Origin of the sequence: Secundilactobacillus oryzae JCM 18671 (assembly GCF_000740055.1) — a bacterium.
GTDB lineage: Bacteria > Bacillota > Bacilli > Lactobacillales > Lactobacillaceae > Secundilactobacillus > Secundilactobacillus oryzae.
In genome coordinates this window covers 1-25,485 of record NZ_BBJM01000026.1, presented here as the reverse complement: position 1 = coordinate 25,485, position 25,485 = coordinate 1, and the positions used below count along the sequence as shown (strand labels likewise).

General features: G+C 43.3%; 28 protein-coding genes, 1 pseudogene and 1 other annotated feature. Of the genes and pseudogenes, 18 read left to right on the top strand and 11 right to left on the bottom strand.

The features are described from left to right. Positions 1-103: 103 nt before the first annotated feature. The gene (locus tag LOSG293_RS07430; RefSeq protein ID WP_034528793.1) at positions 104-523 is read right to left on the bottom strand and encodes an OsmC family protein; all 420 of its coding nucleotides are present in this window, start codon (positions 521-523) and stop codon (positions 104-106) included. A 156-nt stretch (positions 524-679) separates the two neighbouring features. Between LOSG293_RS07430 and LOSG293_RS07425 the strand changes: the two genes are divergently transcribed. From LOSG293_RS07425 to brnQ, 3 genes are all read left to right on the top strand, one after another. Beyond that, positions 680-1,129, top strand: a complete 450-nt coding sequence (locus LOSG293_RS07425) for a GNAT family N-acetyltransferase (RefSeq protein WP_034528804.1) — start codon at positions 680-682, stop codon at positions 1,127-1,129. A 166-nt stretch (positions 1,130-1,295) separates the two neighbouring features. Further along, positions 1,296-1,496, top strand: coding sequence for a cold-shock protein (locus tag LOSG293_RS07420; protein WP_034528790.1), 201 nt, complete (start codon positions 1,296-1,298; stop codon positions 1,494-1,496). 102 nt (positions 1,497-1,598) lie between these two features. Further along, positions 1,599-1,839: a binding site (T-box leader), on the top strand. Positions 1,840-1,962: 123 nt separating this feature from the next. After that, on the top strand, positions 1,963-3,369 hold the full coding sequence (gene brnQ / locus LOSG293_RS07415) for a branched-chain amino acid transport system II carrier protein (protein WP_034528788.1): 1,407 nt from the start codon (positions 1,963-1,965) through the stop codon (positions 3,367-3,369). A gap of 175 nt (positions 3,370-3,544) precedes the next feature. On the opposite strand, the gene LOSG293_RS07410 is transcribed toward brnQ, so the two are convergent. After that, complete coding sequence (locus tag LOSG293_RS07410) at positions 3,545-4,210, bottom strand: amino acid ABC transporter permease (RefSeq protein WP_034528785.1); 666 nt, start codon at positions 4,208-4,210, stop codon at positions 3,545-3,547. 22 nt (positions 4,211-4,232) lie between these two features. Then, complete coding sequence (locus LOSG293_RS07405; protein WP_034528801.1) at positions 4,233-5,060, bottom strand: transporter substrate-binding domain-containing protein; 828 nt, start codon at positions 5,058-5,060, stop codon at positions 4,233-4,235. 177 nt (positions 5,061-5,237) lie between these two features. Between LOSG293_RS07405 and LOSG293_RS07400 the strand changes: the two genes are divergently transcribed. Both LOSG293_RS07400 and LOSG293_RS09985 read left to right on the top strand, forming a co-directional pair. Beyond that, on the top strand, positions 5,238-5,891 hold the full coding sequence (locus LOSG293_RS07400) for an NAD(P)H-dependent oxidoreductase (RefSeq protein ID WP_034528782.1): 654 nt from the start codon (positions 5,238-5,240) through the stop codon (positions 5,889-5,891). Further along, entirely contained in the window at positions 5,892-6,068 is a 177-nt protein-coding gene (locus tag LOSG293_RS09985) for a hypothetical protein (RefSeq protein WP_160171716.1), read from the top strand. A gap of 78 nt (positions 6,069-6,146) precedes the next feature. On the opposite strand, the gene LOSG293_RS07395 is transcribed toward LOSG293_RS09985, so the two are convergent. From LOSG293_RS07395 to LOSG293_RS07385, 3 genes are all read right to left on the bottom strand, one after another. Next, positions 6,147-6,821 (bottom strand): potassium channel family protein, encoded by a 675-nt coding sequence (locus LOSG293_RS07395; RefSeq protein ID WP_034528780.1) that lies wholly within the window; start codon positions 6,819-6,821, stop codon positions 6,147-6,149. Then, on the bottom strand, positions 6,814-8,154 hold the full coding sequence (locus LOSG293_RS07390) for a TrkH family potassium uptake protein (protein ID WP_034528777.1): 1,341 nt from the start codon (positions 8,152-8,154) through the stop codon (positions 6,814-6,816). Before LOSG293_RS07390 ends, LOSG293_RS07395 begins: the two co-directional genes overlap by 8 nt. A gap of 94 nt (positions 8,155-8,248) precedes the next feature. After that, positions 8,249-8,686 (bottom strand): hypothetical protein, encoded by a 438-nt coding sequence (locus LOSG293_RS07385; protein WP_034528773.1) that lies wholly within the window; start codon positions 8,684-8,686, stop codon positions 8,249-8,251. Positions 8,687-8,903: 217 nt separating this feature from the next. Here LOSG293_RS07385 and LOSG293_RS07380 point away from each other — a divergent pair, with 217 nt between their 5' ends. The 5 genes from LOSG293_RS07380 (at position 8,904) to LOSG293_RS07360 (ending at position 13,724) form a co-directional block, all read left to right on the top strand. After that, complete coding sequence (locus LOSG293_RS07380; protein WP_034528771.1) at positions 8,904-9,767, top strand: ribonuclease H family protein; 864 nt, start codon at positions 8,904-8,906, stop codon at positions 9,765-9,767. An 18-nt stretch (positions 9,768-9,785) separates the two neighbouring features. Next, positions 9,786-10,028, top strand: a complete 243-nt coding sequence (locus tag LOSG293_RS07375; RefSeq protein ID WP_034528768.1) for a YdeI/OmpD-associated family protein — start codon at positions 9,786-9,788, stop codon at positions 10,026-10,028. 229 nt (positions 10,029-10,257) lie between these two features. After that, the gene (locus tag LOSG293_RS07370) at positions 10,258-10,800 is read left to right on the top strand and encodes a sugar O-acetyltransferase (protein WP_034528798.1); all 543 of its coding nucleotides are present in this window, start codon (positions 10,258-10,260) and stop codon (positions 10,798-10,800) included. A gap of 315 nt (positions 10,801-11,115) precedes the next feature. Beyond that, the gene (locus LOSG293_RS07365; protein WP_369690586.1) at positions 11,116-12,693 is read left to right on the top strand and encodes a BCCT family transporter; all 1,578 of its coding nucleotides are present in this window, start codon (positions 11,116-11,118) and stop codon (positions 12,691-12,693) included. Between the two features lie 89 nt (positions 12,694-12,782). After that, a complete protein-coding gene (locus tag LOSG293_RS07360; protein WP_034528766.1) occupies positions 12,783-13,724 on the top strand; it encodes a phosphoglycerate dehydrogenase in 942 nt (313 codons plus the stop codon). Positions 13,725-13,789: 65 nt separating this feature from the next. Here LOSG293_RS07360 and LOSG293_RS07355 read toward each other — a convergent pair whose 3' ends face one another. Together LOSG293_RS07355 and LOSG293_RS10150 are read right to left on the bottom strand one after the other, a co-directional pair. Continuing rightward, on the bottom strand, positions 13,790-15,031 hold the full coding sequence (locus tag LOSG293_RS07355) for an aryl-sulfate sulfotransferase (protein ID WP_235786828.1): 1,242 nt from the start codon (positions 15,029-15,031) through the stop codon (positions 13,790-13,792). A gap of 3 nt (positions 15,032-15,034) precedes the next feature. Continuing rightward, a pseudogene (locus LOSG293_RS10150) lies at positions 15,035-15,339 on the bottom strand (aryl-sulfate sulfotransferase N-terminal domain-containing protein); the annotation flags it as partial. Positions 15,340-15,683: 344 nt separating this feature from the next. Here LOSG293_RS10150 and LOSG293_RS07350 point away from each other — a divergent pair. Then, positions 15,684-16,145 carry a universal stress protein gene (locus LOSG293_RS07350; protein ID WP_034528763.1) on the top strand — a complete coding sequence of 154 codons (462 nt, stop codon included), beginning with the start codon at positions 15,684-15,686 and terminating at the stop codon, positions 16,143-16,145. Between the two features lie 72 nt (positions 16,146-16,217). Next, a complete protein-coding gene (locus tag LOSG293_RS07345; RefSeq protein ID WP_235786830.1) occupies positions 16,218-17,552 on the top strand; it encodes an Nramp family divalent metal transporter in 1,335 nt (444 codons plus the stop codon). A 37-nt stretch (positions 17,553-17,589) separates the two neighbouring features. Here LOSG293_RS07345 and LOSG293_RS07340 read toward each other — a convergent pair whose 3' ends face one another. Further along, complete coding sequence (locus tag LOSG293_RS07340; RefSeq protein ID WP_034528758.1) at positions 17,590-17,949, bottom strand: DUF488 domain-containing protein; 360 nt, start codon at positions 17,947-17,949, stop codon at positions 17,590-17,592. A gap of 54 nt (positions 17,950-18,003) precedes the next feature. Here LOSG293_RS07340 and LOSG293_RS07335 point away from each other — a divergent pair, with 54 nt between their 5' ends. Further along, positions 18,004-18,627: a DNA-3-methyladenine glycosylase gene (locus LOSG293_RS07335; protein ID WP_034528754.1), complete on the top strand. Its 624-nt coding sequence runs from the start codon at positions 18,004-18,006 to the stop codon at positions 18,625-18,627. A gap of 36 nt (positions 18,628-18,663) precedes the next feature. Here LOSG293_RS07335 and map read toward each other — a convergent pair whose 3' ends face one another. Then, positions 18,664-19,455 (bottom strand): type I methionyl aminopeptidase, encoded by a 792-nt coding sequence (map, locus tag LOSG293_RS07330; RefSeq protein ID WP_034528751.1) that lies wholly within the window; start codon positions 19,453-19,455, stop codon positions 18,664-18,666. Between the two features lie 103 nt (positions 19,456-19,558). On the opposite strand from map, the gene LOSG293_RS07325 reads away from it, so the two are divergent. Beyond that, positions 19,559-19,765 carry a hypothetical protein gene (locus LOSG293_RS07325; protein ID WP_034528748.1) on the top strand — a complete coding sequence of 69 codons (207 nt, stop codon included), beginning with the start codon at positions 19,559-19,561 and terminating at the stop codon, positions 19,763-19,765. A gap of 26 nt (positions 19,766-19,791) precedes the next feature. Here the strand turns inward: LOSG293_RS07325 and LOSG293_RS10065 are convergent, their stop codons facing one another. Further along, the gene (locus tag LOSG293_RS10065; RefSeq protein ID WP_191976225.1) at positions 19,792-19,962 is read right to left on the bottom strand and encodes a hypothetical protein; all 171 of its coding nucleotides are present in this window, start codon (positions 19,960-19,962) and stop codon (positions 19,792-19,794) included. A gap of 154 nt (positions 19,963-20,116) precedes the next feature. On the opposite strand from LOSG293_RS10065, the gene LOSG293_RS07320 reads away from it, so the two are divergent. The 4 genes from LOSG293_RS07320 to LOSG293_RS07310 all read left to right on the top strand — a co-directional run bounded on the left by LOSG293_RS07320 (position 20,117) and on the right by LOSG293_RS07310 (position 25,299). Next, positions 20,117-21,526 carry an MFS transporter gene (locus tag LOSG293_RS07320; RefSeq protein WP_034528743.1) on the top strand — a complete coding sequence of 470 codons (1,410 nt, stop codon included), beginning with the start codon at positions 20,117-20,119 and terminating at the stop codon, positions 21,524-21,526. A 5-nt stretch (positions 21,527-21,531) separates the two neighbouring features. Next, complete coding sequence (locus LOSG293_RS10060) at positions 21,532-21,687, top strand: hypothetical protein (RefSeq protein WP_191976224.1); 156 nt, start codon at positions 21,532-21,534, stop codon at positions 21,685-21,687. Between the two features lie 112 nt (positions 21,688-21,799). Next, positions 21,800-23,500, top strand: a complete 1,701-nt coding sequence (locus tag LOSG293_RS07315) for a phosphoenolpyruvate carboxykinase (ATP) (RefSeq protein ID WP_034528740.1) — start codon at positions 21,800-21,802, stop codon at positions 23,498-23,500. A gap of 53 nt (positions 23,501-23,553) precedes the next feature. Then, positions 23,554-25,299: a phospho-sugar mutase gene (locus tag LOSG293_RS07310; protein WP_034528737.1), complete on the top strand. Its 1,746-nt coding sequence runs from the start codon at positions 23,554-23,556 to the stop codon at positions 25,297-25,299. Positions 25,300-25,485 lie beyond the last annotated feature (186 nt).

Below are 25,485 nucleotides of genomic sequence, written 5' to 3'. Positions count from 1 at the left end.
AGGAGCTAAGCTCCTTAATCTTGACTAAAAAAGTGGAATCTAAATCGAATTATCCGATTTAGATTCCACTTTTTAGAGACTTATGTCACAGCCTCTTTATTCATTACTCTACAAATTCGATATCCATTGGAACGGAACCCTCTAATGATGAGTGAACCGTGCACATACGAATGACTTCGTGCAAGAAGGTTTGGTGATCGACTGGATCTAGATTTGTTTGGGCTTTAATTTTGATGGTGATGTGAGTAACCTTTGAGCTACCGTCATCGTAGGTCGTGGTTTCACCGTAAACATCGGTATTGAAGGATTTGATTTCTAGGCTTGGCTCATGATTTTCAATGTCACGAGCCGTTGCACCCATACAACTCCCAACGGCGGCCAATAGATATTGAACGGGATTTGGGGCTGAATCAGTTCCTTTTGCAGCAACTGGTTCATCTGATAGGAAACTAAACATCCCAAGCTTGTTGACGACTTGGCTTCCAATGGGTCTCAGTGTTGAGTGAATTATATATTTTCCCATGATAAAACCTCCATTTTTAATTATGTTCATTAAACAAAATTATGGCGCTAATGGCAAACAATTAGATGCAGCCGTCAAAAACTATTTTGTTGCAATTACAACAAATAGTCGGACGTGCTATACTAACTTTTAAATTTAGGAAGGGCGGTGGCGTTTGTGGCTGAATTTCAAACGAAACGCTTTGAAGAGTTAACGACTAAGGAACTATTTTTAATTTATGAACTTCGGGTTAGGGTGTTCGTGGTTGAACAAACCTGTTATTATCAAGAAGTTGATCGTGATGATTTAATTTCACGCCACTTTTTCACTAAGGATGCTGAGGGAAATATTATGGCTTATGCTCGGATGATTCCTGGTGAGGATGGTCATTCTGTGCACATTGGCCGGGTAGTGGTCGCACCAGAGGCACGGAAGTCAGGATTAGGTCGTGAACTGGTGACTAAGTTGCTGGCCCAAATTCTGGTTGAATTTCCGGAAAATAATTTAATTTTGGCGCAAGCTCAAGCTTATTTAAAAAAATTTTACGAAAGTTTTGGCTTTGTCGCGACGAGTCAGGTTTACCCAGTTGACGGGATTCCTCACCTAGATATGGCATTGAAGGTCTGAAAACGGTTAAAACTTTAATCTTGCTATTTATCTAAATAGCTGTTATTCTATTGATAATGTATTTATGCTTCGGAATAAAGGTACAACGTTCTATTAAGAATGGCTCCTTTTTCAAAAGTTTCAAATGCAAATAAATCGCGCATAGCGCAACGGAGGTTTCATTCTTATGGAACAAGGTACAGTTAAATGGTTTAACGCAGACAAAGGTTACGGCTTCATTACTTTAGAAAACGGCTCAGATGTATTCGTACATTTCTCAGCTATCAACTCTGAAGGCTTCAAGACTCTTGAAGAAGGCCAAAAAGTTACTCTTGACGTTGAAGATGGCGATCGTGGACCACAAGCTGCCAACGTTACTGTTGCTTAATTAACCTAATCGTTAAGCGGAACCTCACCATTCGTGGTGAGGTTTTTTTGTGCAATTTTTTGTTGACAAAAACTAAAAACGGTTATAAGATAATGAAAATATTAAAACGCTATGAGAAAGAAGAGTAATCATCCTGATTCTATCAGCGAGCTTCGGTTGGTGAGAGGAAGCAAGAACTGGATGATGAAAATCCCTTTTGAGTGATGTAGTGAACTGACAGTAATCTGCATTGGGTACGCCCGTTATCGCGTTAACGTATCGCAATTTATTTGCTGTACGCGATGAGGCTATTTCAGCGATGGACTAGCAAACTAAGGTGGTACCGTGCATAAGCGCCCTTAATCCAATTCAGGATTAGGGGCGCTTTTTAGCGTTAAAGGCGATGATGGGAAATGGAAAGCGACATTAGTCACATTAGGGCAATACATAGACAACAACGAACACCAAAATCGGAGGGATACAGCTTATGGAAGAAGTACAAGACTTAAACACCAAGCCATTAACCAAGAAACAATATTTAGTCGTCAGTTCAATGTTATTTGGATTATTTTTTGGAGCAGGGAATTTAATTTTTCCAATCCATCTCGGACAACTTGCGGGTGGTCATTGGGGGATGGCGACGCTAGGATTTCTAGTAACCGCGGTCGTATTACCATTACTTTCGGTTCTCGCAATCAGTGTGACCCATTCAAAAGGGGTTTATGATGTAGGTCGCCCATTGGGACCAGCGTTTGCATTAGCTTTTATGATCTTAATTCACGCCACTATTGGTCCATTATTCGGAACTCCCCGGACCGCTACGATTCCATTTTCAGTCGGCGTTCAGCCATTATTACCAGAATCATTAACACAGGTTGGTCTATTCGTGTTCTCAGCAGTATTTTTCGGTGCTGCCTTCCTGGTTTCCTACAAAGAATCCAACATCATGAATAGCGTTGGTAAATTGCTAAATCCTGTTTTCTTAGTGCTTTTATTCTCAGTCTTTGCGTTCGGATTCGTTTCACCAATGGGCGTCGCTTCGAAGCAAGTAGTCACTGCTGAGTACCAAGACGCTTCATTCTTCAACGGTTTTTTGCAAGGCTACAACACGATGGACGCCTTAGCCGGTTTGGCATTCGGGGTTACCGTTGTAACGGCGGTACGCCAACTAGGTAAAACTTCAGCTAAAAGTAATGCAAAAGTCACAGCTAGAGCGGGTGTATTGGCCACCGCAATGATCGGTGTGATTTATGTCGGTTTAATCTGGTTAGGTGCCACAACGTTAGGTGAGTTTAAGCTTTCTGTAGATGGTGGTGTGGCATTCAACCAAATGGTTAGCCATTATCTGGGTAGCTTTGGCCATGCACTACTGGCAACCTTACTTACCGTTACTTGTTTAACAACGGCGGTTGGCTTAGTAGCGGCGTTCGCACAAGATTTCCACAAACATTTTCCTAAAGTGAGTTACCGCCAATGGTTAGCCTTTATGTGTTTGGCATCCTTCTTAACGGCCAACTTCGGTTTGGAACAAATCTTGGCATGGTCAACACCAATGTTGATGTTCCTTTACCCATTTGCCATGGTATTAATCTTACTTTCTGTCTTTTCACCACTCTTCAATCGTGACCCCCGTGTGTATGCACCTGTTGTGCTGCTAACGGCGGTGCCAGCGCTATTGGATATGGTTGCCGCATTCCCACCAGTTGTGAGTGCTAGTGCATTCGGTAAGGCCCTAGCTAGCTTCCAACAAAGCTACTTACCATTCGCTAGTCTTGGTATGGATTGGGTTGTGCCCGCATTGGTTGGTTTAGTTGTTGGTCTGGGACTTCATTTCCTCAAACCATCACTTGCTAGAACAACGAGCCCAGTGGTTGGTACGGATCGTGTAAACTAAGGACAAGTTGTGAAAGAAGTCGTTCGCTTCTGAGCATCAACCTAGATTGGCGAATAATTCGTTCTTGGAATGGTTCGTTAATCGTAGTTAGGCGGAGGAAACGGACTTCTGGAACACGATTAGGACAGAAGATTTGGCTAAGTAAAAAGACGATGAGCTCAGCTCATCGTCTTTTTTAGTACGCTAAATGGTGTTCTAACTGGGTTTGACCAATTGTCATTAACCAGCAGAAAAACCAGTAAATGATGGCAATCGTAATGTAGATCGTCATGTAATCCAAATTGGCACCGGCAATGATTTTTGCATCCATAAACATATCGGTCACAGTAATCATCGCTGCCAATGAAGTTCCCTTGAATAGGTCCAATAAAATATTTCCTAGTGCCGGAATGGCAATGCGAAAGGCTTGCGGTAAGATAACCTTCAAAACCACTCGGCGGTAGGGTAAGCCTAACGAATAGGCGGCTTCCCATTGCCCCTTGTCAATCGCAATAAACGAAGAACGAAAGACTTCTGAGACAAACGCACTACAGTTAATCGTGAATGCAACGATGGCAGCTGGGAGCGCGTTAATTTCAAAACCAAAGTAGATGATGAAGAGGACAACCAGCATTGGAACGCCACGCATGAACGAAATGAATGCGCGAGCGGGCCAGTGAAGGACACGAAAACGGCTCAGTTGTGCCAAGGTCAGTAGTAGGCCTAATACCAACGCTAACCCGAAACTAACCACCGTCAGAAGTGCGGAAATTGGAAATCCCGCTAAAATCTTCGGAATGGATTGAAATGCCAGCGGTGCATCGAAGAAATTGGGAATTGAGAGATAGGACAACCAATTCATACGATTACCTCTCTCCTAGACATTAATTTTTGATGTTGAAGGTTCTGGAAATTTTGACGTTTGGTTTTTTTGTCACATCAGTTCCGTAGAATTTCTTTGAAATTTTAGCTAACTTACCAGACTTCTCAAGCTTCGCAAGGGCTGCGTTAACCTTCTTTTCTAGCTTGGTATTGCCCTTTTTCATGATAATGCCGACACCCTTGCCGTCGTCAGTAGTCCGGAAGTACATATTGTCGAGAATCTTCAAACCGTTATTTGGAGTTGCGGCTAGTGCTAGCTTTTGTAAATAGTAGTCATTCATAATGACATCCGTTTTACCAGATTTGACGTCACGAAGGTAAACATCGTTTGACACGTTGTCATAATTGACTAGCTTTGCCCCCAATTGCTTGGCTAGTCGTTGGTAACTCGTGCCCGCTTCACCAGCAGCCTTCTTGTCCTTTAAATCGGACCAAGAATTGATGCCGGAGTTATCGCTTTTCCGCACGACCATACTGTTGAAGGAGTGCTTGTATGGCGTTGACAATGTGAACGATTTTTCCCGTTGTGGTGAAATACCAAAGTCGTTGGCGGCCATATCCGCTTTTCCCGTCTTGATAGCCGTTAACTGGCCATCAACGTTGAGCTCCTTGAATTTCACCTTGTAACCCATTTCCTTGGCAACGCTCTTCACGATTTCGATATCGTAACCGGTCAGTTTGTTGCTCTTTTGATCGTGATAGGAAGTCGGGTAGAGGGTTCCAGAGGTTGCCACAATCAAAGTTTTATCGTGGTTAACGCTGACACTATCCGAACTTTCCTTTTTGCCGCAACCGGCCAATACCAGTGGCACAATAACGGCGATTCCCATAATACCTAACCAAAAACGCTTCGTCTTACTTAACACAAACTATCATCCTTTCTTGATAAGACTTAGCTTTATTATAGACATATGAAAGCGCTTAAACAATCTCTTAACGTCATAACTTTAAATTCACAAATTTCATGATATGATAACAGTGAACTTTACGCATCGGGAGGCATTTTCATGAAAACTTTGATAATCGTGTCACATCCTGAAATCGACAATTCATATACCCAACAATTTCTCAAACGGGGGACTGAACTGGAAAATGTCACCTGGCATGAATTGGCGGTCAATCAACCGATAGATGTTGAAATCGAGCAACGATTGCTCGCTGAAAACGACCGAATTATTTTTCAATTTCCGCTGTACTGGTACAGTTCACCAGCAAGTTTGAAAAACTGGCAGGACGAGGTTTTATCAAGTCACCTCGATTTGAGTGACAAGCACCTCGGTTTAGTGATTTCGACTGGACTGCCAGCTGAGGCTTACCAGCCGGGTGGGGAAGTTGGGTTTAGTCTGGCAGAACTGACAAAACCATTTCAAGCGCTCGCCAAAAAATTTGCGATGAACTTTTTACCAATTTTACCCATTTATCAGTTTGGCTACCAAACCGACCGGGAGAAAATGGCCCAGTTGATTAATTATCAACGCTACCTCACTCAGGAGCCCATTGAAAGTTTAACGGCTAAAATTGAGTGGTTTAAATCACGACTAGCGGCTTTGAACTCGGAGGCGTCAACTTTGAACTTGTTGATTAATGAGTTGAGTACCGAACAAGATCGTTTGGCAGACCTTCAACAAACCTTAGCCATGATTAAAATGGAGGAAGACTAAATGGAAAATTTAGACTGGTTTTTGCAGGAGAGTCAAAAACTCGCAGATCAAAGCAAACACTTTACAGATAAGGCGTTGTTTACCGAACTTCAAACCGCTGCACGAGAGTTAGATCAACGGATCCAACAGGTTGGTGGCGAAATTGATGGCCGTACGTGGAATACGGGAAAGTGGTAAGCAAGTTTGTAACAGAAGTATTCTGAATAACCAAAAGCGGGTCACGACATTTCGCCGTGACCCGCTTTTGTAATTATATTAATCCGTAGCCTTATTAAATTTGGTGACCTGCTCGGTTGCACCAACGACAGCGAGCGTATCACCTGCCAGGATAACCTCACTCGGCATCGGGGAGACATCGACGTTATCATTTCGGGAAATGGCAATGACGGTGATGCCAAATTTTTCTCGAATGGCCAACTCGGCAAGTGATTTACCGATGAACTTTTTGTTTATAATTTTAACTTCAGCAAGTGAGACCTGATTATTCAACGCTAGGTAATTAACGATATTAGGGCTAAGCGTTTGTAGCGCAACTCGACGGCCCATATCTTTTTCAGGCTGAATAATTTTGTTTGCCCCAATTTTTTCCAGAACTCTGGCGTGACTGGTGGTTTCGGCTTTACAGATGATCGATTTAGCACCGAGTTCTTTTACGATAATTGTGGCCATGATGCTGGCTTGAATATGTTCACCAATGGAGATGAAGACACAATCGAAATTGCCTAGTGACAGACTTTTTAAGGTTTCTTCATCCTCGGCATCCGCTACAACGGCACGGGTGGCGATGTTCATGAAGTCAGAAACGATTTGCTCGTCGTTATCAATGGCTAAGACTTCCTGCCCTGACTCAACCAGGGTACGGCAAATGGAGCCACCAAATTGACCTAAACCGATAACTGCAAAATTTTGTTTTCCGTGATATTTAACCAATTAGAACACTCTCCTCTGGGTAACGATAACCCTTTGCGGGGTGATCGGCGTTTAGAATTGAAAACATGACTGTGTAAATTCCGACCCTGCCAATGAACATCAGGGCGATGATAATCAGTTTACCGATGACGGTTAAATGCGCGGTGAGACCAAGTGAAATTCCGGTCGTCCCAAAAGCGGCAAGCGCCTCAAAGACAATATATTCAAGGCCGGATCCCTTGGGAACATGCTCAGTGAACGTCAGGATGATAATGGCGGTTCCGAGGATGACCAAGGCTACGAAGACGAGGGTAAGGGCTCGAGAAATGTTTTCTTGGGTAAAACGGCGGTGTCCAAACTCAGCATCTCGGTCACCCTTTAGTGTCGCCCAACTTTGAATGAGCAACAGGCCAACTGTTGTGGTTTTAATCCCACCGGCAGTTGATCCGGGCGTCCCACCGATAAACATGAGGACCATGGTGAACAGGATGCTGGCCATGGAAAGGTGATTGTAAGGAACGGTCACAAAACCGGCCGTTCGGGGCGTAATGGCCATGAAAATCGTGTTGATGATGCGGTCGAATGTAGAACCGTTTTGATCGAAATGAAAATTCTGTTCAGCAATGAAGTAGACGAGCAGCGATAATAGAATTAACGCAGTACCCATTCGTAATGCTAATTTCGTGTGAAGCGATAGGTGACGTGTTTTTGCATACAGTAGTAAATCTTGCCAAACTAGAAAACCGAAAGAACCGGCAATAATGAGCACGGCCATAACCGTGAGCACGTAAGGATCATTTTGAAACGAAATCAAACTATTCCCAAAAAGGTCAAAGCCAGCATTACAAAAAGCGGAGATTGAATGGAAAATACTGTAGCCAATCCCATCCAGTAGCCCGAATCGCGGATAAAAGTCGACAAATAGCAGACCGGTACCCACCAACTGAATCGCTAACGATAAAATGATAATCCAACGGACAATTCGCACCTGCGATAGGTTATGCAGATTAAGCGATTCCTTTGCTAATAGCTGCGTAGTGAGCGCCAGTTTGCGACGCATGAATAAGAAAAGGAGTACGGCGAACGTCATGAATCCGAGACCACCCAGTTCAACTAGGATGATAATCACGATTTTACCAAACAGTGACCAATGCACGGCTGTATTAACTAATGTCAGACCAGTGATACAGGTTGCCGACGTGGCCGTGAAGAATGCTGTCAGAAAGGGAGTTTCGTTACCCGAATTCGTTGAAATCGGCAACATTAAGAGGATCGTCCCCAATAAAATAATGGTGACGAAGCCGTATGTTAAGGTTTGTGAAAGCGAAAATCGCCTGTGAATGACGGATTGCATGCGAAACTCTCCTTAAGTAATGCAATATTTACCCCTATTATGCCACACTTAGGGCACCGACAAAAAAGAAGCTTCCATAACGGGAGCTTCTCGTTTATTTGACTGGTTTAGCAGTCGCTTTAGTCTTTTTAGCGTGAGCAACTTTAAGTTGTTTTAATTCTTCCTTCACCTTTTCGATGGCGTCGGCATGATCCGTCTTCCAATCTTGATAAGAGTAGGTTGAGTCGGAGTCGGTTGGCTTCAAACCAGTCTCAAGCCAGAACAAGGCTTCAGTTAAACTAGCGAAGTTGTGCATCCATAAAGTTTGGCCATTTTCTGAATCAAAAGCCACATATGATTTATACTGGTGTTTAAGGAAAGTGTGTCGGCGAATTTTAAACGCTTCACGTTTGCGGGTCAAACGGTAATCCGGTAATATGTATTGACCAGTTGATTCTAATTCAGGAAAACGTTCGTCGCGTTGAGCCTTTTGGTCTTTCAGTAAACCCCATGCTTGGAATACGGTTATGAGTTTGACGCGGAATTGATCCATCAAATGCCCCCTTAAAGTAAATTTATTGAAAACCGATGGTAACCATTACCTATTATATTAGCATAAGGTTAGGAAAAATAATAATGAGAAGCCTGATGTTTACAAAACGTTAAGGTTCTTGTAAAGGTATGAAAGGGTCAAATTGAAAATATAGAAATTAGAGAATTTTACTTTGAAGTTTGCGATAATAAAAATTAAAAAGGGTGGTCAACGAGTTATGAAGTATTACGCTGTTAAAAAAGGACGTACACCCGGTATTTACACGGACTGGGACGAAACGAAGCGCTTAGTATCAGGGTATCCTAACGCGCAATACAAGAGTTTTAAAACCAAAACTGAGGCTGAGGCATACATAGCGGCAGATGAAGCGACGTCCAAAGCTAAACCGAAAGTCACAACTACAATGTCAGGAACAGCTTTTAACGATATCGTCGTGTACACAGACGGTGGTTCTCGTAACACAGGAAACGTGGCGGGCGGTCACGTAAATGCTAGTGATAAGGCTGCTTGGGCGTATCGAATTGAGATTGATGGTAAAACGGAGGCTGGTTCGGGTGGCGAATTTGGCGCAACTAACAACCGCATGGAAATCATGGCACTTAGGCAAGCGCTCAAAAAACTCGTCGAATTAGATGCAATGACTCGGGAAATTACCATTATCATGGATTCAACATACGTTTTGAATGCGATTCAAAAGGGCTGGCTTGCAGGATGGAAAAAACGCGGTTGGAAGCGTGCGGCTGGGCCACTGCAAAATAAGCAACTTTGGCAAGACATAGATCGCTTGCTACCACAGTTTTCTCACTTAACGTTAGAGTGGACAAAGGGACATGCCACTAACGAAGGCAACAACTTTGTTGATGAGCTTTTGAACCAGACAATGGATGACATGCCAGGCAAAAACGAGAAAACCAGAGCGGTTGAGCATCATCAAGTACCAAAAGCTAAAGTGGTACCGACGCCAAACCCCCAAGTAACACCGGCTAAACCGCAATCAAAGCCGAAGCCAAGTGAGCCAACCGATCACTCGGATCATTCAGTTGAAAGCATTACTGAAAGTCTCAAAAAATTAGGATTTTAAGTGAAGGAGATTATGACGATGGAAAAGAAAACCTTACAGGACTACGAAGTGGATATTCCTAAAGTGGCGGATTTGTTACAAGATGATGCGGCGCTATCCGACTTTTTTGCGAATTTAACGCCAGGCTACCAGCGTGAATGGGCGAAGTTTATCTTTGGCACCAAGGCGGAGGCAACCAAGCAGCGTCACGTTGAGAAGATGAAAGAAGTTTTTAATGCTGGATTTAAATCGAAGCGGGCATACGATCAACGAGAAAAATAGAAAAGGTTGTGACAGAAGTCGGTCAGTTTCTGAGCACTAACCTAGATTGGCGAATAATTCGTACTTGGAATTGTTCGCTGATCGTAGTTAGGCGGAAGAAATTGACTTCTGGAGCACGACTAGGAAGAATAGTTCGGTTGTTTGCCTTTTGTCAGGCCCCTTTTATCTATGTGGTATGATTGAAGTAGATTAGAAATGAGGGATAGCTTTGAGTACAGAACGTGAAAAAATGACTGCAGGTGAGCCCTACCAACAGTTTGACCCAGAATTAATTGAACGACGGAAGTTCATTCGGGATGAGTTAGTTTCCATTAATCACATCACCGACAATGAAAAACGGAACGATCGATTCAAGGCGTTATTGGCAGAAACTGGTGAGCATTTCTTTGTCGAGGCCGATTTTAAGTTTGATTATGGCTTCAACATCCATATTGGTGACCATTTTTATGGGAACTACGATATGACCTTTTTGGATACTTGTCCGATTACCATTGGTGACCATTGTTACTTTGGTCCCAACGTTGGCTTGTATACACCGGTTCATCCGCTAGATCCTAACGAACGGGATGCCGATGTTGAAATGGGTAAGCCAATTACGATTGGTAATAGCTGTTGGTTCGGTGGCCGGGTGACCGTTTTACCAGGAGTCACACTTGGTAATAACGTAGTTGTCGGTGCTGGTTCGGTAGTCACAAAATCGTTTGGTGATAACGTGGCAATTGCCGGAAATCCGGCTCGGGTGATTAAGGAATTACCTAAAAAAGTGAAATAAATTTTGGATTGCGACGTGGTGGTTATGGTAACGTTTACATACACCCGTTATTAATTACTTATTCAACCAGTCGATTTTACTTATTGATTTAAAGCGTTATAATTGATTTTAAGATCAATATCGCGTATTGGAATTGGCAATTTGTATAAGAAGAGAACGCGCTGTGCAGGTGGCTTTAAAAGTATTTGCGACAGGCGTTTTTTTATTTGTCCGCGAAATTGAGTTGTTGCCAGCCTAACATTAGGAAGGGGTGGCACGGTACCAATAGATTAGAGGAGGATTTTTATTTTAAGAAGTAAAAATATTGATAAATTGGTGTTCATACCAGTCATGGTTATTTTCATGGTCGCAGCGTTGGTTTTCATCATCGGAGGCACTGCCTTACAGGCACCACTTGCTTCGACTCTAAGTTGGATTAACTTGCATTTAGATTGGGCTTACCTATGGGTTTATGTCATCAATTTCGTCTTTTTGATTTACTTAGCAGTTAGTCGGTTTGGTAATATCAAGCTTGGTAGTGAAGCTGATAAGCCAAAATATAGTAACTTCAAGTGGGGCGCCATGGTTTTCGCAACGGCGATCGATGCCAGCATTATGATGCTGAGCATGGTGGATCCGCTACGGATGATTCAGCATCCCAGTTACGGTGCAGCGCCAATGTCCAAAAGCGCATTTGCCATGGCAACGGTGTTTGGCCAGTTTAACTGGGGCCCGTTAGCCTGGATGATGTTTGCGCCCGCAACGATTCTGGTCGGATACATTCTTTACCGGAAACATGGGCACGTCCAACGCTTAAGCGATGGTCTAGGTGTGTTACAAGGCGATGGTCGCGTTAAGAAAATGAGTCGCAATATCGTAAACTTGTTAGTTGTATTTGGCATTATGGGTGGCATTGGCTCATCGATTGGGATGGAAGTTCCGGTTATGTCTAAGGTCCTTTCTGCTATTACAGGTTGGACAGATAATCTAACGCTAAAATCAGGGTTATTTTTCTTCTTATTTATTATCTTCGCAGTGACAGTTTTCCACGGCTTAAACGGTGGAATTGATAAGTTGAGTGAAATTCATATCTGGCTCGCCATTGTTTTTCTAATCATGGTTTTCCTGATTGGACCAACGCGTCAATTGTTTGCTAGTGAATTCAATAGTATCGGTTTATTCTTTCAAAAATTTATTCCCATGGCAATTGGGACACAGCATACCTATGCCCAACAGAATACCCTTTTCTACTGGGGTTGGTGGCTATCGTATATGCCAATTATGGGCTTGTTTATTGCACAAATCTCACGAGGCCGGACCATTCGTCAGGTACTTGTGGGGATGCTCATTTATGGTTGTGGCGGTTGTGCCTCATTTTACGCGGTCTTGGGTGGTTATACCCTGTGGCTACAACAAAATGGTGTCGTCGATTTAGTCCACATTTTAAATACACAAGGCCAAGCGGCAGTTATCGCCGCCGTCATCGGGACTTTGCCAATGAAGACCATTATGTTGAGCCTGTATGGTGTGTCATGTTTTATCTTCTTGGCTACCACCATTTCAGGGTCGGCTTATATTTTGGCTTCATTTACCAGCCTACCATTGACGCATGAGGAGCCTAGTCGTTTCAACCGAATGGCCTGGGTTGTCGTCTTCATGCTCTTCTCATTTGGGATTATGCTGGTTGGCGGATTCAGCGCCGTTCAGACGGTGTCGGTCATTGCGGGATTCCCGCTGATTGGCGTCTGTCTCATTATGTTGATGTCCATCTGGAAATTAGTTTCAAAGGATCCCGTTATCGTGGCTGCAAAAGAGTCTGCAATCGCAACGCGACAACGACGAGAATCCTTGGTGGAAAGACGTTCAGCAATTCATGGACATCTAATTTTGTCACCAAATCATTTCACAAATTAATGTTAAACGTTGACCGGCATTCTCGGGTCAACGTTTTTTACTTTTTTGGATTATAATACGAGGTATGACGAAACGGGAGGTCTTCATTAATGGCAAAGAAAGTACTAATTCCCACGGGAATGGATCAATTAACAGAGCATTACCTCTCTCAAAAGGGGTATGAGCTGGTGTCATACGATGTGGAAGGTACTGACGACTTTTTCGAACAGGCTAAAACAGCGGATGGTATAGTGTCCATGACGTATCCCTATAATTCAACAACGCTGGATCGAGTACCGAATGTTAAAATTATCGCCCGCCTTGGTGTGGGGTATGACAGTGTTGATACCAAAGCGGCAGGTCAACGGGGCATTTGGGTAACGAATACACCGGGATCGAACGCCGTGACAGTTGCGGAGTCCACCATCGTAGATATCTTATTGCTATCCAAAAACGTGATTCAGGAATCGCAAACGTTACGCGATGGCAATTGGCATGCAGGCCGCCATCTTGCTGGTCATGATTTAAGTGGTAAGACGGTTGGTATCGTTGGTTTTGGACATATTGGTCAGGAAGTGGCGAAGCGACTTCAAGCATTTGGGATGACAATTTTGTACTATAATCGTTCGCAGAAACCAAGCGAATATGGTCAACAAGTGACACTTGATGAATTGTTACGAAAATCAGACTTTGTGTCGCTACATGTGCCTGCTACCCCAGAAACGCATCATTTGATTGGAGCTGCGCAATTGAAAATGATGAAGCCAACCGCTAGTCTGGTGAACTTTGCGCGTGGTGCGGTTGTTGATGAGCTCGCCTTGATTGAAGCGCTGCAAAATCACACGATTCGTAGTGCTGCTCTAGATGTCTTTGAAACGGAGCCGCTACCAAGTGACAGCCCGTTACTAAAATTAGATAATGTCTTTCTAACGCCGCATACCGGATCTAATACGGTAGAAGCTAGTGCACGTATGGCATTAGGCGCTGTAACTATGGTGGATCAAGTACTATCAGGTCAAAAGCCGGATTTTGCGGTAAATACGCTTGATTAAAAAAACGTCTTACTGACTGCTGTTTTAGGCAGTTATGTAAGATGTTTTTAATTTAAACTATTAAATTATTTGGTTACCGAGAAGGTATAGGCGCTTGGTAAAAGAGGCAAGCGGTATGCCCGGTAAACGTAGGCTTTTGATGCTGGAGTAGAGAGAGTCAAATTGAAGACTTGCTTGTTGTTGGAGACTTCAATAATGTTACTCTTAGTTCCTTTACTGATATAGCCAAAGTCCATCATGTAGTTGTTCTTGCCCAGTTTTTGGGTATTGCCAATGATGTAACTAAAGTTGGCAGTTTCAAGTGACTTTCCGTAAGCCCAAGTTTGAGTGATAGTTTTCTTGTCTTGGTTAATATGGTATTGGACCCCTTGAGAGTACTTGCCAGAAGTGCTCTTATTACCGTTTGTCACACTGATGTTGTTGTCAAATAGTAGCACATTTTGGATATTGCCATTCTTGGATTGAGAAATTAAGTGAAGGTCATGTTTACCACCCGTGATAGAAGTTCCCTTAGATGGGGTTAACACATACTTCTGGTAGGCTTTAGGCCATGATGATTTCTTCTTTCCGGAGTAAATCCATTGGATCTTCTGAGTGTTCCAATCAATCTTCATTGTCATATCAGAGTTACGACCGGAAACGAGGATTGAGTGATCTTTCTTAATGTAGTCAACCGCATTGTTGTGGAACCAGTCAAGACGACCGTCACCACGTTTCGTGGCACTGTAGTTTTTGTACATTGAAGCGGGCAGAATGTTCTTGAGGTTCAATACCCGAACAACCTTACCCGTTTTGTGTGAAATTTCGACGATGGTATCTTCAACGTATTTAGAGGAACCGTCGTTCACAGTGGCTAAGTAGTGGTGATTAGGTAACTCTGTGATGTCGTGGTGAATAATGGTTGTTTCAGCATTCTTAGTACCAAATTCGTTAGAAACAGTTTTGGTACCAAATTTGTATTCTTTGTAAACCCGACCTAAGTAGTCGGTTTGGATCAAGTCATTGTAGACGAGGTCGGATGTATTCTCTTTAGTCAGCATTAGGAAATGACCAGTTGAGAGTGGTTCCATGATGTGTTGGTTCCAAAGGGTTGAGTACCAGCGAACGGCACCGTCAGCATCAACTGTGTAGGTTTCCTTAGTAGAACGAACAAGGACGGTCAGTTCGTTTTTACCAATGATCATCTTGCTCTTATCCACGTTGGTTGCCGTTGGGTTAGAATTTTCGATGTATTTTGGCAAACTGGTTGTAGTGGTAACCGTATAAGCCTCAGTTTCTTTCTTGCCATTTTTATCGGTAGTTGTCACACTAACCGTGTTGGTGCCTGAGTAGAGGCCGACGACTGGAATTTGATGCGTTTTTTGTAGCCCTTCACGCTGTTGGTAATCGATGTTTTATCGGTTTTACCCTCAACCGTGTAGTTCACTTTAACTGCTTTGTCTGTGTGGAAAATGATTAATGCGGAAAGTGGAGAGGTTTCGTAAGGGTTAACTTTGACGTAAGGATTATCAAACGTGTAATCATCGTTTGCAACGGCTTTTGGGTAAGTTGCATTCAACGATTTTTGACTATCCTCTCGAGTCGTAACGGTGTGACCGTTAATGTTGCTTTTCACTTGTTTGGCAGTTAAAACGCCGGCTTTCGTACTGGCATCTTTAATGACAGCCGCGGAATGCTTTTCACTGGCACAGCCTGCCAAAACGAGCACTAGGGTTAGCGCAAGAATAGGAAGGGCGAAAATGGTCCAAATCTTTTTGGTTTTTAGCACAAAGAGTCACTCCCTAAGGTTAGTTAGCTATAAGGAATATTTTATGAGGCGAAGATTAAAATATTAAAGATGCAATCAAAATGACAAAGTTAATTAATAAACTTGTTACATTTCAGGCGCCTGAGAAACCGCTATCTTTTGTTCATGATATAATGAGCGTGTGATTACATACAACTGTGGAGGGTTTTTTAATGAATGAAAATGAACAGATTAAGCCGCTTTTCTTCAACAATGTCCTATTAACCGTGGACGCGGATGATAGTGATTCGACGGAGCGGGCTTTTCGCTTTGCCGTAACTTATGCGAAAGATAACGCGGTAAAACTGGGGATTGTGTCCGTGATGGAGCGGGAAGATATTAACATTTACGATTCACTCTCTCCTGATCGTTTACAAGAAAAGCGTGATGCTATACGGGCTATCGTCAATGAATATGCAAAACGTGCCCAAGAGTACGGTGTTAAGGAAGTTGAGCCGATTGTGGGGGAAGGCGGCGACATTGACGATGTTGTTTTGGAACAGATTATTCCCAATTTTCAACCCGAATTAATCGTGTGTGGTGCCGACATGGTCGAGCACACGCGGAAGGCAGCCAGAACGGTTGGCTTACATTTAGCAAAACGGGCTTCCGTTTCAGTTATCGTTGTACGGTAATCGATGGCGGACTTTTAGAAAGCGAGGCGCAGTATGTCAAAAACCGATAAGAATCAAACTGACCAATCTAAGATGATTGATTTAACGAACACACCACCAGCCAAAAGTTTGGACGAAATTAACGGGACAGTCAGTGTCCCGACCAACGCCGGTTTTTGGCGTACTTTGGCTGCATATGCGGGGCCGGGCGCCTTGATCGCGGTCGGTTACATGGATCCGGGTAACTGGATTACATCAATAGCCGGTGGTTCGCAATTTAAGTACAAATTGCTGACCGTGATTTTACTTTCGAGTTTAATCGCCATGCTGTTGCAGGCAATGGCCGCCCGGTTGGGAATCGTGACTGGTAGAGATCTAGCTCAATTGACTCGAGATCGAACCAGTAAAGGGATGGGGATTTTTCTCTGGATTGTGACGGAATTGGCGATTATGGCGACTGACATCGCCGAAATTATTGGTTCTGGGATTGCAATTGAGCTACTCTTTGGTATTCCATTAATTGTGGGGATTGCAATTACCGCATTAGATGTTTTGATATTATTACTATTGATGAAACTTGGATTTCGAAAAATCGAAGCCATTGTGGCGACCTTGGTTGCCGTTATTCTGTTCGTCTTCCTCTACGAAGTGATTCTGGCTCAGCCGAACATGGCAGAGGTGGTAGGTGGCTACATTCCCCACACTGAATTAGTAACGAATGATTCAATGTTGTACTTAGCATTAGGGATTGTGGGGGCGACCGTTATGCCTCATAACTTGTACTTAGGTTCCTCAATTTCGCAAACACGGAGTTATGACCGCGAAGATGAGGCCAGTGTCCGTAAGACGATTAAGTTCACGGTGGTGGATTCCAACGTGCAACTGAGCGTGGCGTTTGTGGTTAACAGTCTCCTATTAATCTTAGGAGCTGCACTGTTTTACGGAGCAAGTAGCGATCTTGGCCGTTTTAGCGACCTTTATAATGCACTTCAGAACTCGCAAATTGTGGGGGCGATTGCCTCACCAATTTTGAGTATGTTATTCGCCATTGCCTTGCTTTCTTCAGGACAAAGTTCCACAATTACGGGAACTCTGGCTGGACAGGTCATCATGGAAGGCTTTATGCACCTCAAGATGCCACTTTGGGCACAACGGCTTTTAACGCGACTGTTTGCGATTCTACCAGTCTTAGGGTTTGCCATTTACTACAAGGGCAATGAGGCTAAGATTGAAGGGTTGCTGACGTTCTCTCAAGTGTTCCTGAGCGTGGCCTTGCCGTTTGCGATTATTCCGCTGATTATTTTCACGAGCAATAAGAAACTAATGGGACCATTCGTTAATAAGCCATGGGTCAAATGGATTTCTTGGATTATTGCGATTGTCCTTATTGGATTGAATTTGAACCTGATTTACGAAACGTTACGTTAACGAAAAAGCTTGCCGCCCAGTTTTGGGTAGCAAGCTTTTATAGCTTATTCGTGAGATAATCTTTTAAGACAACTGCTTGGTTGTGCGTTTCGTCTTTGGCACCAAACAGCAAGATAACATTTTGTTGTTTGAGCTGCGTTTTGATCGTTTCGATAAAGTCAGTGGTTGCTGGATTTTGATCTAATTCGTCGCGGTAGCGCTGGCGGAATTCAGCAAACTTTTCGGGATCGTGGTTGAACCACTTTCGTAAATCGGTCGACGGACCAATTTCTTTATCCCATTCGTCCAATGCGGCGTTTTCTTTGGAAATACCACGGGGCCAAAGTCGATCAATTAAAATACGATAGCCATTCTTATCAATTGGTTTGGTATAAATCCGTTCAATTTTAAGTTCCATATCATCACCACCTAGTTGAAGTCTACCACTACGGGACGGTGAAGGAGGCAAAAAATGAGTCAATTATATGATTTTTTCACTGGGCGACCGACAGAAATGATTGCTCGAGAATTGTTAGGTAAAACGTTAATTTATCATACCCCTGCTGGGACGATTAGTGGCTATGTCACGGAAGCAGAAGCGTATCTCGGACCAAACGATTCAGCTGCACATGCTTACGCAGGGAAACGGACACCCGCTAATGAGGCACTGTATCGTGAGCCTGGGACAATTTATATTTATTCGATTCATGGTCGCTATAGTTTTGATGTTGCGACTCAAGCTGCCGGGACGCCAGAGGGAATTCTAGTGCGGGGATTGGAACCTGCGGAAGGCATCTCACTGATGGAACAGAATCGCGCCAAACACGGTTTTGAGCTGACCAACGGCCCGGGTAAATTGATGGAGGCATTTGGCATCAACGATAAGGCGCTTAACTTGGTTCATTTGGATGATGCCCCACTGACCATCTCGCTTACTGGCAAGGAGCCGCAAGAAGTGGGCGAATCCCCCAGAATTGGCGTTAGTCAAAAGGGCGACAGTACTTTTCTCCCACTTCGTTACTTTGTGAAGGGCAATCCGTTTGTGTCGGGAATGCGCAAGCGAGATATGGATTTAGTACGACATGGATGGCAATAAAAAAGATCATCGCATTAACGATAATCTTTAGAATGATTATAAGTAAGTAGCATCGAATTCTGGATCCTGTGAGGTTAGAATTTTCGGGCCGTCTGCAGTAATGGCAAGTGTATGCTCATATTGTGCCGAAGGGGAATTGTCTGCAGAAGCGTAATACTCCCAGGTATCGTTATCAACTACACGAGAAACGATTTTCCAAGTGCCCAAGTTAACCATGGGCTCGATAGTAATTGTCATGCCTTCGCGTAAGCGGAGTCCACGTCCTTTTTCACCAAAATGGGGGATGCTAGGTTGTTCATGGATTGTTGGCTGAATACCGTGCCCAATTAGGCTTCGGACATCGCCCATCTTATTTTCGGTTTCGACGTATTGTTGAATTGCATAACCGATGTCGCCAATTCGATTGCCGACGCGTGCCTGATCAATTCCGAGATAAAGGGCTTTGTGAGTAACGTCCATGAGGCGTTGGATGTCATCGGAAACTTTTCCGACGGCGTAGGACCAACATGAGTCACTTTGGAAGCCGTCCAGTTCGACACACATGTCGACTTTGACGATGTCGCCACTTTTCAAGATAAGGTTCTTACGTGGTACAGCGTGTGCAATTTCTTCGTTGACGCTCACACAAGTTGCATATTTATAGCCATTGAAACCAATTTGTGAGGCAACGCCACCATGAGATTCGATGTAGTCGCGAGCAAATGCTTCGATTTCCCATGAAGAGATACCTGGCTTGATGATGTCGCGCAAACCTTTATGTACGTTCGCGAGTAAGGCGCCTGATGCAGCCATCTTTTCAATTTCACGATTCGATTTTAAAGTAATCAATTTTAAGTGCTCCTTTGTTTGTCTAGCTATAATTTACAACTTTTTAGGAAAAATGACGAGATTTGATCATCTCATGCGTATTTATTTTAGGAGGACGATATAGATGAAACGTTTGCTGTTGGTGTTACAAGCGACACTCTGGTTACTCCTAGTTGCCGTCATCATCGCTTTCTTTGTGGCCGGGCAAGCTGATCTTTCCACCTTAACGGGTTGGCAACATTGGGTGACGACATCGATGAGATCAGTCGTTCCAATTTTAGTTGTGTTTCTCATCATTGTTTTGGTGAGTTTGGGAGATAGACGAAAGTAAAACGTTGAGGCGTGCCTCAACGTTTTTTAGTCTAACCGATCAATTTCACCGCGCTTGACGGCGTTTAAAACTTTCTTGGCTTCATCAAGACGCGATTCAACGATGTAACGCATTGTCACATCCTTGTGCTTTTGAGCGCGCTCAAATTCTTCGGTTAAGAAGCTAATTTGATCTTTTAAATAACTGACTAAATCCATATAATCACCTCAGTTCGAATTGGGTCTTCCTATATAGTATAACGCAAACGGCTAGGAAACCCGAATAAGGGCGAATTGCATGGTTTGGGATTATGCTACAATAAGACTGAAAAGTAATAATGATTTGGCTTGCCAAATCAGGGGGAGACTTTATATGCAAACAGATACAGAAACACCCGGATTCAACCGGTTACTATTTATTATCACATTACTAGCAGGAACGTTCACGATGTCGATTAGTCAGTCGTCACTTTCAACGGCTTATCCAACTTTGATGAAATTCTTTAATATTCCTGCATCAAGCGTTCAATGGTTGACGACAGGTTTTATGCTCATCATGTGCGTGATGATGCCGGTAAGTCCGTGGTTGCTCAGTAACATGAACTTTAAGTCGTTATTTTTATTTGTCTTGGCACTATTCGATATTGGGACGCTCGTTATTTATTTAGCGCCTAATTTTCCAGTCATGCTGATTGGGCGAGCTTTAGAAGCGGTCGGAGTTGGGATTTTATTTCCATCTTTTCAGGTCGTTTTACTGCGAATTACGCCTGAAAAGCAACGCGGCTCCGTGATGGGAGCAGCAGGATTAGTCATGGGATCCGCATTAGCGGTTGGACCTATTATTTCAGGGATTGTCCTGCACTACATGACGTGGCAAGGCTTATTCTTGGTTTTTATGGTCATTATTACCATTATTTTGTTGCTAGCAACGGTCTTCATTCAAAATGTGATGCCACTCAAACCAACAAAATTAGATATGATTTCGGTCATTTGCCTAGTTGGGTTTATTGGCATCCTGTATGTTATTAATCTGGCGGGTCAGACTGGTGTTAACTGGACCAATGCCATGATCATTCTGCTGATAAGTGTGTTGGCAGTAACTTGGTTTGTCGTACGCCAATTCAAATTGGAAACACCGCTGTTGAATTTACGGGTGCTTAAGACCTTCAATTTTGATCTCGCTGTCCTATTAACTGGCGCATCATACATTGCCCTTATTGTGGTTACAATTATTTTTCCACTGTATTATCAAACCGTTTTAGGTGTTTCGCCTTTCATTTCAGGGATGGCATTGGTTCCGGGCGCTGTTTTCTTGAGTATTTTGAATCCACTGACTGGTAAGTTAGCTGATCGGGTTGGTTTTAAAGTGGTGATGCTCATTGGTATGACGATGATTGTCATTGGCTGGGGATTACTAGCATTACTTTATCGCCAAAACAGCCTAGTGCTCATGATGATTTTAGCAGCGCTCATCGAAGGTGGAAATGCCTTCGTAATGATGCCAGCCGTTACGCTGGGCGCCAATTCGTTGCCTGATGACCTGATTTCTCATGGAACTGCTGTGATTACGACCACTCGCCAAATCCTAGGTTCAACCGGGGTTATGGTGGCAACGCTGGTTTTAGCCAACAGCTCGGCTCATTTCATCAAACTAGGATTTACTGATAAACTCGCCAACTTGGGTGGCTTTCACACCGTCTTCTTCACCTTCTTCATCATTGAAGTTGTGGGTCTATTTATCGCGTTGTTACTTAGGGATACCAAGGAAAGGCAGGCAGAGTAATGGGAATGCAATCGAAAGTTTTAGCGTGGTTCTTTTTAATTTTGTACGCTGTTTTACTAATTACGCTAGTCATGGGACGAGACATGATTGCCATGTACTTAATGGGGATTGGCATGTTTCTTGAGGCGGCCATTGCTGTTTGGGCTTTATACCGAAAATGAGTTTTTTCCAATCGCTCACATTTTTTCCTTATATTTATTTAAATGCGCTATGGAAATCCGGCTAGATAGGCTAAAATATGCTTTAAGTTACAATTAAAGGAGAGATAGCGAAATGACCAAAAACGTGCAACCTGTTACAAGTGGCGCACTGTACTTGAACCAAGATCGTAAAGTTGCGGTGCTTGATTACAATGAGAACTACATCAAGAATATTTTTGAGCTAATTAATAGCGACGAACTTAAAAGTGTCGTCAATCAATTCTTGAATAGTCGTAATCAATTCGAAAGAAAGTCACGCTTTGACGAAACAGATGTAGACACGTACCTCGAAACGTTGAAGGCCATCGTATTAGACCAAGATAACGCTTTTGCAAAATTCGATCGTGCTGATATTTTGGCTAGCATCGAAGATTTGTACTCTTTCTACCGGTCATTTTTGCGGGTCTCAACCATCAACTTGCACAGCAACAACGTTGTCGCAAGCGGATTTATGGATATTGATAATCGATTTAATGAACTTGTCATTGACCTTTACCGGACAATTGAAGAAAAATTACAGGGTCACGCTAACAAAACCTACCGACAAGTTAATGCCGGTACAAATGCGTGTGTCTTAACTCAAACGATTGATTGGCCAGCACCTGCTGGATACGAGAAGTTGAAAACAGTTCGTTTCCTGGACACATTGATGCTGCGACCACCAATGATGATGCACACTAAGAGTAACAAGCGTGAAGGCGTATTTTCAGCAGTTGAAAATAATCCTATCACCAAGTTTGATGGCTCTCGCGAGGAATGGTACTGTTTCCCAGCTAAGATTGGCGAAAGTATTGCCTATATCTATTTCCACCGTGATTACTTTGTGAGTGGCCTATCACTGGCTAACTTGTTTGAAGTGGCCGATTGCAAAAAGGTTGAAGGCCAAAAGCCAGATTTGATCCTATTATTTGGTTTGCAGGAAACTGAAGACGGCGTAAGCCACTACTACCATGATGAGGCCAACGATATTTGGGTGGGTGAAGTGCCTTATAACGACAAGACCACATACTTCGGTTACATGAAGAAAATGTGCCTAACCCTTCACAACTTACACATGATTGATAAGGGCAACCTACCAATTCATGGGTCAATGGTTCGAATCAGTTTCTCAAACGACAAGAACAAAACAGTCGTCTTTTTCGGTGATTCAGGTGCCGGGAAGTCTGAGTCGATTGAAGCCTTGCAGGAAATTGCCGATGACAAGATTATTTCGATGGAAACCATTTTCGATGACATGGGGAGCTTCACGTTGACAGATGAAGGGGCTGGATTATACGCTCAAGGTACTGAAACTGGTGCCTTTGTCCGTCTAGATGACTTAAGTAGTGCGGTTGCTTTTAATAACATGGACCGTGGTGTTTATTTGAACCCTGAACTTTCAAATGCCCGAGTGATTATTCCAGCTAACGCGTTTGAACGAGTTGTCGAACACCACGAGATTGATATGTGGGTTTACGCAAACAATTACTCAGATGAAATCGGTTTGCATCGCTTTGATGACAAAGATGAGGCTAAAGAAACGTTTATTTCAGGTAAGCGTCGGGCACTTGGAACCACGGATGAAGTGGGGATGACCACGACATTCTTTGCTAACCCATTTGGCCCTGTTCAAGAAGAGGCCAAGACTCGTCCAATCATCGACAATGTTTTCGACAAACTATATGCAAACGATACTTACGTTGGTGAAATTTATACCCATTTGGGCAATGATAAATCAAAGAGCAGTCTTAACGAATCCGCTCAGGAATTACTGAACGTTCTGATGAACTCGTAATCAGTAACTTGAACGACTAGAATTAGGCTTCAAAAAATAGAGGAGAATTACTAATGAGTTGGAATGAAAATTATCAAATTTGGAAACAGCAACAAGATTTACAACCAGAACTGCGAGATGCACTTCGCGAAATGAAGGGTGACGAAGAGGCACTTAAAAATGCTTTTGAAGCACCAATGTCATTCGGAACGGCAGGCATGCGGGGAACCATGGGTCCTGGTATCGGTCAGATGAACATTTATACGGTCGGTGCCGCAACGGAAGGCCTTGCCCGCTTCATGGACGAGCACTTGTCTGCTACAGAAAAGAAGCGTGGGGTTGCCGTAGGATTTGATTCACGGTACCTATCTCGCGAGTTTGCCCATCATGTTGCCAAAGTCTTGGGTGCTCACGATATTCCAAGTTTTGTATTTGATGATATTCGACCAACTCCAGAACTCTCCTTTGCTGTGCGTCATCTGCACACATTTGCCGGAGTTATGATTACAGCAAGTCATAATCCAAAGCAATACAACGGCTTTAAGCTTTACGGAGAAGATGGTGGTCAAATGCCACCAGAAGCTTCAGACAAGATTACTGAATATGTACGTTCAGTGACGGACTTATTCAGCGTTCGTCCTGCTAGTGAACCATTCCTACGCCAAACCAACCTCATGCACATTATTGGTGAAGATGTTGATGAACCATATTTAGAAAATGTGGCAACGGTGACAATTAACCACAAGTTAGTGGAAGAAGTCGGTAGCAAGATGAAGTTGGTTTACACACCACTTCACGGAACTGGTCGAGTGATCGGTCAACGAGCACTACTGAATGCCGGTTTTAACGAATTCAAAATGGTAGCAGCGCAAGCTATTGCTGATCCTGAATTTCCAACGGTTGCTTTCCCTAATCCTGAATTCTCTGCAGCTTTTGATATGGCGATTGAACTTGGCAAGCAAGAAAAAGCTGATCTCTTAATTGCCACCGACCCTGATGCTGACCGGTTGGGTGCTGCAGTTCGCCAACCTGATGGTGAGTACCAACTAATGACTGGTAACCAAATTGCCTCAGTATTATTTGAGTATATTTTGGACGCCCACCAACAAGCTGGTGACCTACCAAAAGACGGTATGGCTGTGAAGTCATTAGTTTCAACTGAATTAGCTACTAAGATTGCTGAAAACTATGGCGTTGAAATGATTGATGTTTTGACTGGTTTTAAGTACATTGCAGAACAAATCAAGTTAGCTGAAGAACGCCACGACAAGACATTCTTGTTTGGTTTTGAAGAAAGCTATGGTTACCTTATTAAGCCATTTGTTCGTGATAAAGATGCCATTCAATCGACTGTTCTTTTGGCAGAGGTTGCCGCTTCATTCAAGGCACAAGGCCTAACACTTTACGATGGGATTCAAAAGCTGTATGAAAAATACGGTTACTTCACCGAAAAGACACTATCACAAGAATATGATGGTGTTGAAGGTAAGAACATCATGAAGAAGATTATGGTCAAAGTTCATGCGGAACACCCAAGCGAATTTGCGGGGGTTAAGGTTCAAGCTGTGGACGATTACGACACGCAGGTCCAAACGAGTGCAGATGGTAGTGAAACGCCACTGACGCTTCCTAAGGCTAACGTCATGAAGTACTGGTTAACGGATGGTACTTGGATTGCAGTTCGGCCTTCAGGAACCGAGCCAAAGATTAAGCTTTACATCGGTACCAATGGTAAAGACCAAGCGGACGCTGAAGCAAAATTAGCAGATTACGAAACCAGTCTGAACGACTGGATTGCAAAAATTGAAAAGACGATTTAACTAGAAAATGCGCAACCAACGATAAACTGGTTGCGCATTTTTGTGTGATTTAAATATGGCAAATTACAAGTTCCGAACAAGCCCGGAATCTTTCAATGGCAGTCTGTTGATGATGTATTTTTAATGGTCGTTGATTAATTAGTTCAAGTGCTGCTAGGATCTCATCAGTCGTTACTTGGCTAAAAT

What these genes read in the sequence shown, in the direction of transcription:
- LOSG293_RS07405 (WP_034528801.1), bottom strand. Translation starts at nt 5,060, where the DNA reads ATGGGAATCGCCGTTATTGTGCCACTGGTATTGGCCGGTTGCGGCAAA.
- LOSG293_RS07385 (WP_034528773.1), bottom strand. Translation starts at nt 8,686, where the DNA reads ATGGATCAATTCCGCGTCAAACTCATAACCGTATTCCAAGCATGGGGT.
- LOSG293_RS07410 (WP_034528785.1), bottom strand. Translation starts at nt 4,210, where the DNA reads ATGAATTGGTTGTCCTATCTCTCAATTCCCAATTTCTTCGATGCACCG.
- LOSG293_RS07420 (WP_034528790.1), top strand. Translation starts at nt 1,296, where the DNA reads ATGGAACAAGGTACAGTTAAATGGTTTAACGCAGACAAAGGTTACGGC.
- LOSG293_RS07315 (WP_034528740.1), top strand. Translation starts at nt 21,800, where the DNA reads ATGACCAAAAACGTGCAACCTGTTACAAGTGGCGCACTGTACTTGAAC.
- LOSG293_RS07350 (WP_034528763.1), top strand. Translation starts at nt 15,684, where the DNA reads ATGAATGAAAATGAACAGATTAAGCCGCTTTTCTTCAACAATGTCCTA.
- LOSG293_RS07360 (WP_034528766.1), top strand. Translation starts at nt 12,783, where the DNA reads ATGGCAAAGAAAGTACTAATTCCCACGGGAATGGATCAATTAACAGAG.
- LOSG293_RS07345 (WP_235786830.1), top strand. Translation starts at nt 16,218, where the DNA reads ATGATTGATTTAACGAACACACCACCAGCCAAAAGTTTGGACGAAATT.
- LOSG293_RS07430 (WP_034528793.1), bottom strand. Translation starts at nt 523, where the DNA reads ATGGGAAAATATATAATTCACTCAACACTGAGACCCATTGGAAGCCAA.
- LOSG293_RS07380 (WP_034528771.1), top strand. Translation starts at nt 8,904, where the DNA reads ATGAAGTATTACGCTGTTAAAAAAGGACGTACACCCGGTATTTACACG.
- brnQ (WP_034528788.1), top strand. Translation starts at nt 1,963, where the DNA reads ATGGAAGAAGTACAAGACTTAAACACCAAGCCATTAACCAAGAAACAA.
- LOSG293_RS07310 (WP_034528737.1), top strand. Translation starts at nt 23,554, where the DNA reads ATGAGTTGGAATGAAAATTATCAAATTTGGAAACAGCAACAAGATTTA.
- LOSG293_RS07325 (WP_034528748.1), top strand. Translation starts at nt 19,559, where the DNA reads ATGAAACGTTTGCTGTTGGTGTTACAAGCGACACTCTGGTTACTCCTA.
- LOSG293_RS07320 (WP_034528743.1), top strand. Translation starts at nt 20,117, where the DNA reads ATGCAAACAGATACAGAAACACCCGGATTCAACCGGTTACTATTTATT.
- LOSG293_RS07370 (WP_034528798.1), top strand. Translation starts at nt 10,258, where the DNA reads ATGACTGCAGGTGAGCCCTACCAACAGTTTGACCCAGAATTAATTGAA.
- LOSG293_RS07335 (WP_034528754.1), top strand. Translation starts at nt 18,004, where the DNA reads ATGAGTCAATTATATGATTTTTTCACTGGGCGACCGACAGAAATGATT.
- LOSG293_RS10065 (WP_191976225.1), bottom strand. Translation starts at nt 19,962, where the DNA reads ATGGATTTAGTCAGTTATTTAAAAGATCAAATTAGCTTCTTAACCGAA.
- LOSG293_RS07400 (WP_034528782.1), top strand. Translation starts at nt 5,238, where the DNA reads ATGAAAACTTTGATAATCGTGTCACATCCTGAAATCGACAATTCATAT.
- LOSG293_RS07375 (WP_034528768.1), top strand. Translation starts at nt 9,786, where the DNA reads ATGGAAAAGAAAACCTTACAGGACTACGAAGTGGATATTCCTAAAGTG.
- LOSG293_RS07390 (WP_034528777.1), bottom strand. Translation starts at nt 8,154, where the DNA reads ATGCAATCCGTCATTCACAGGCGATTTTCGCTTTCACAAACCTTAACA.
- LOSG293_RS09985 (WP_160171716.1), top strand. Translation starts at nt 5,892, where the DNA reads ATGGAAAATTTAGACTGGTTTTTGCAGGAGAGTCAAAAACTCGCAGAT.
- LOSG293_RS10060 (WP_191976224.1), top strand. Translation starts at nt 21,532, where the DNA reads ATGCAATCGAAAGTTTTAGCGTGGTTCTTTTTAATTTTGTACGCTGTT.
- LOSG293_RS07340 (WP_034528758.1), bottom strand. Translation starts at nt 17,949, where the DNA reads ATGGAACTTAAAATTGAACGGATTTATACCAAACCAATTGATAAGAAT.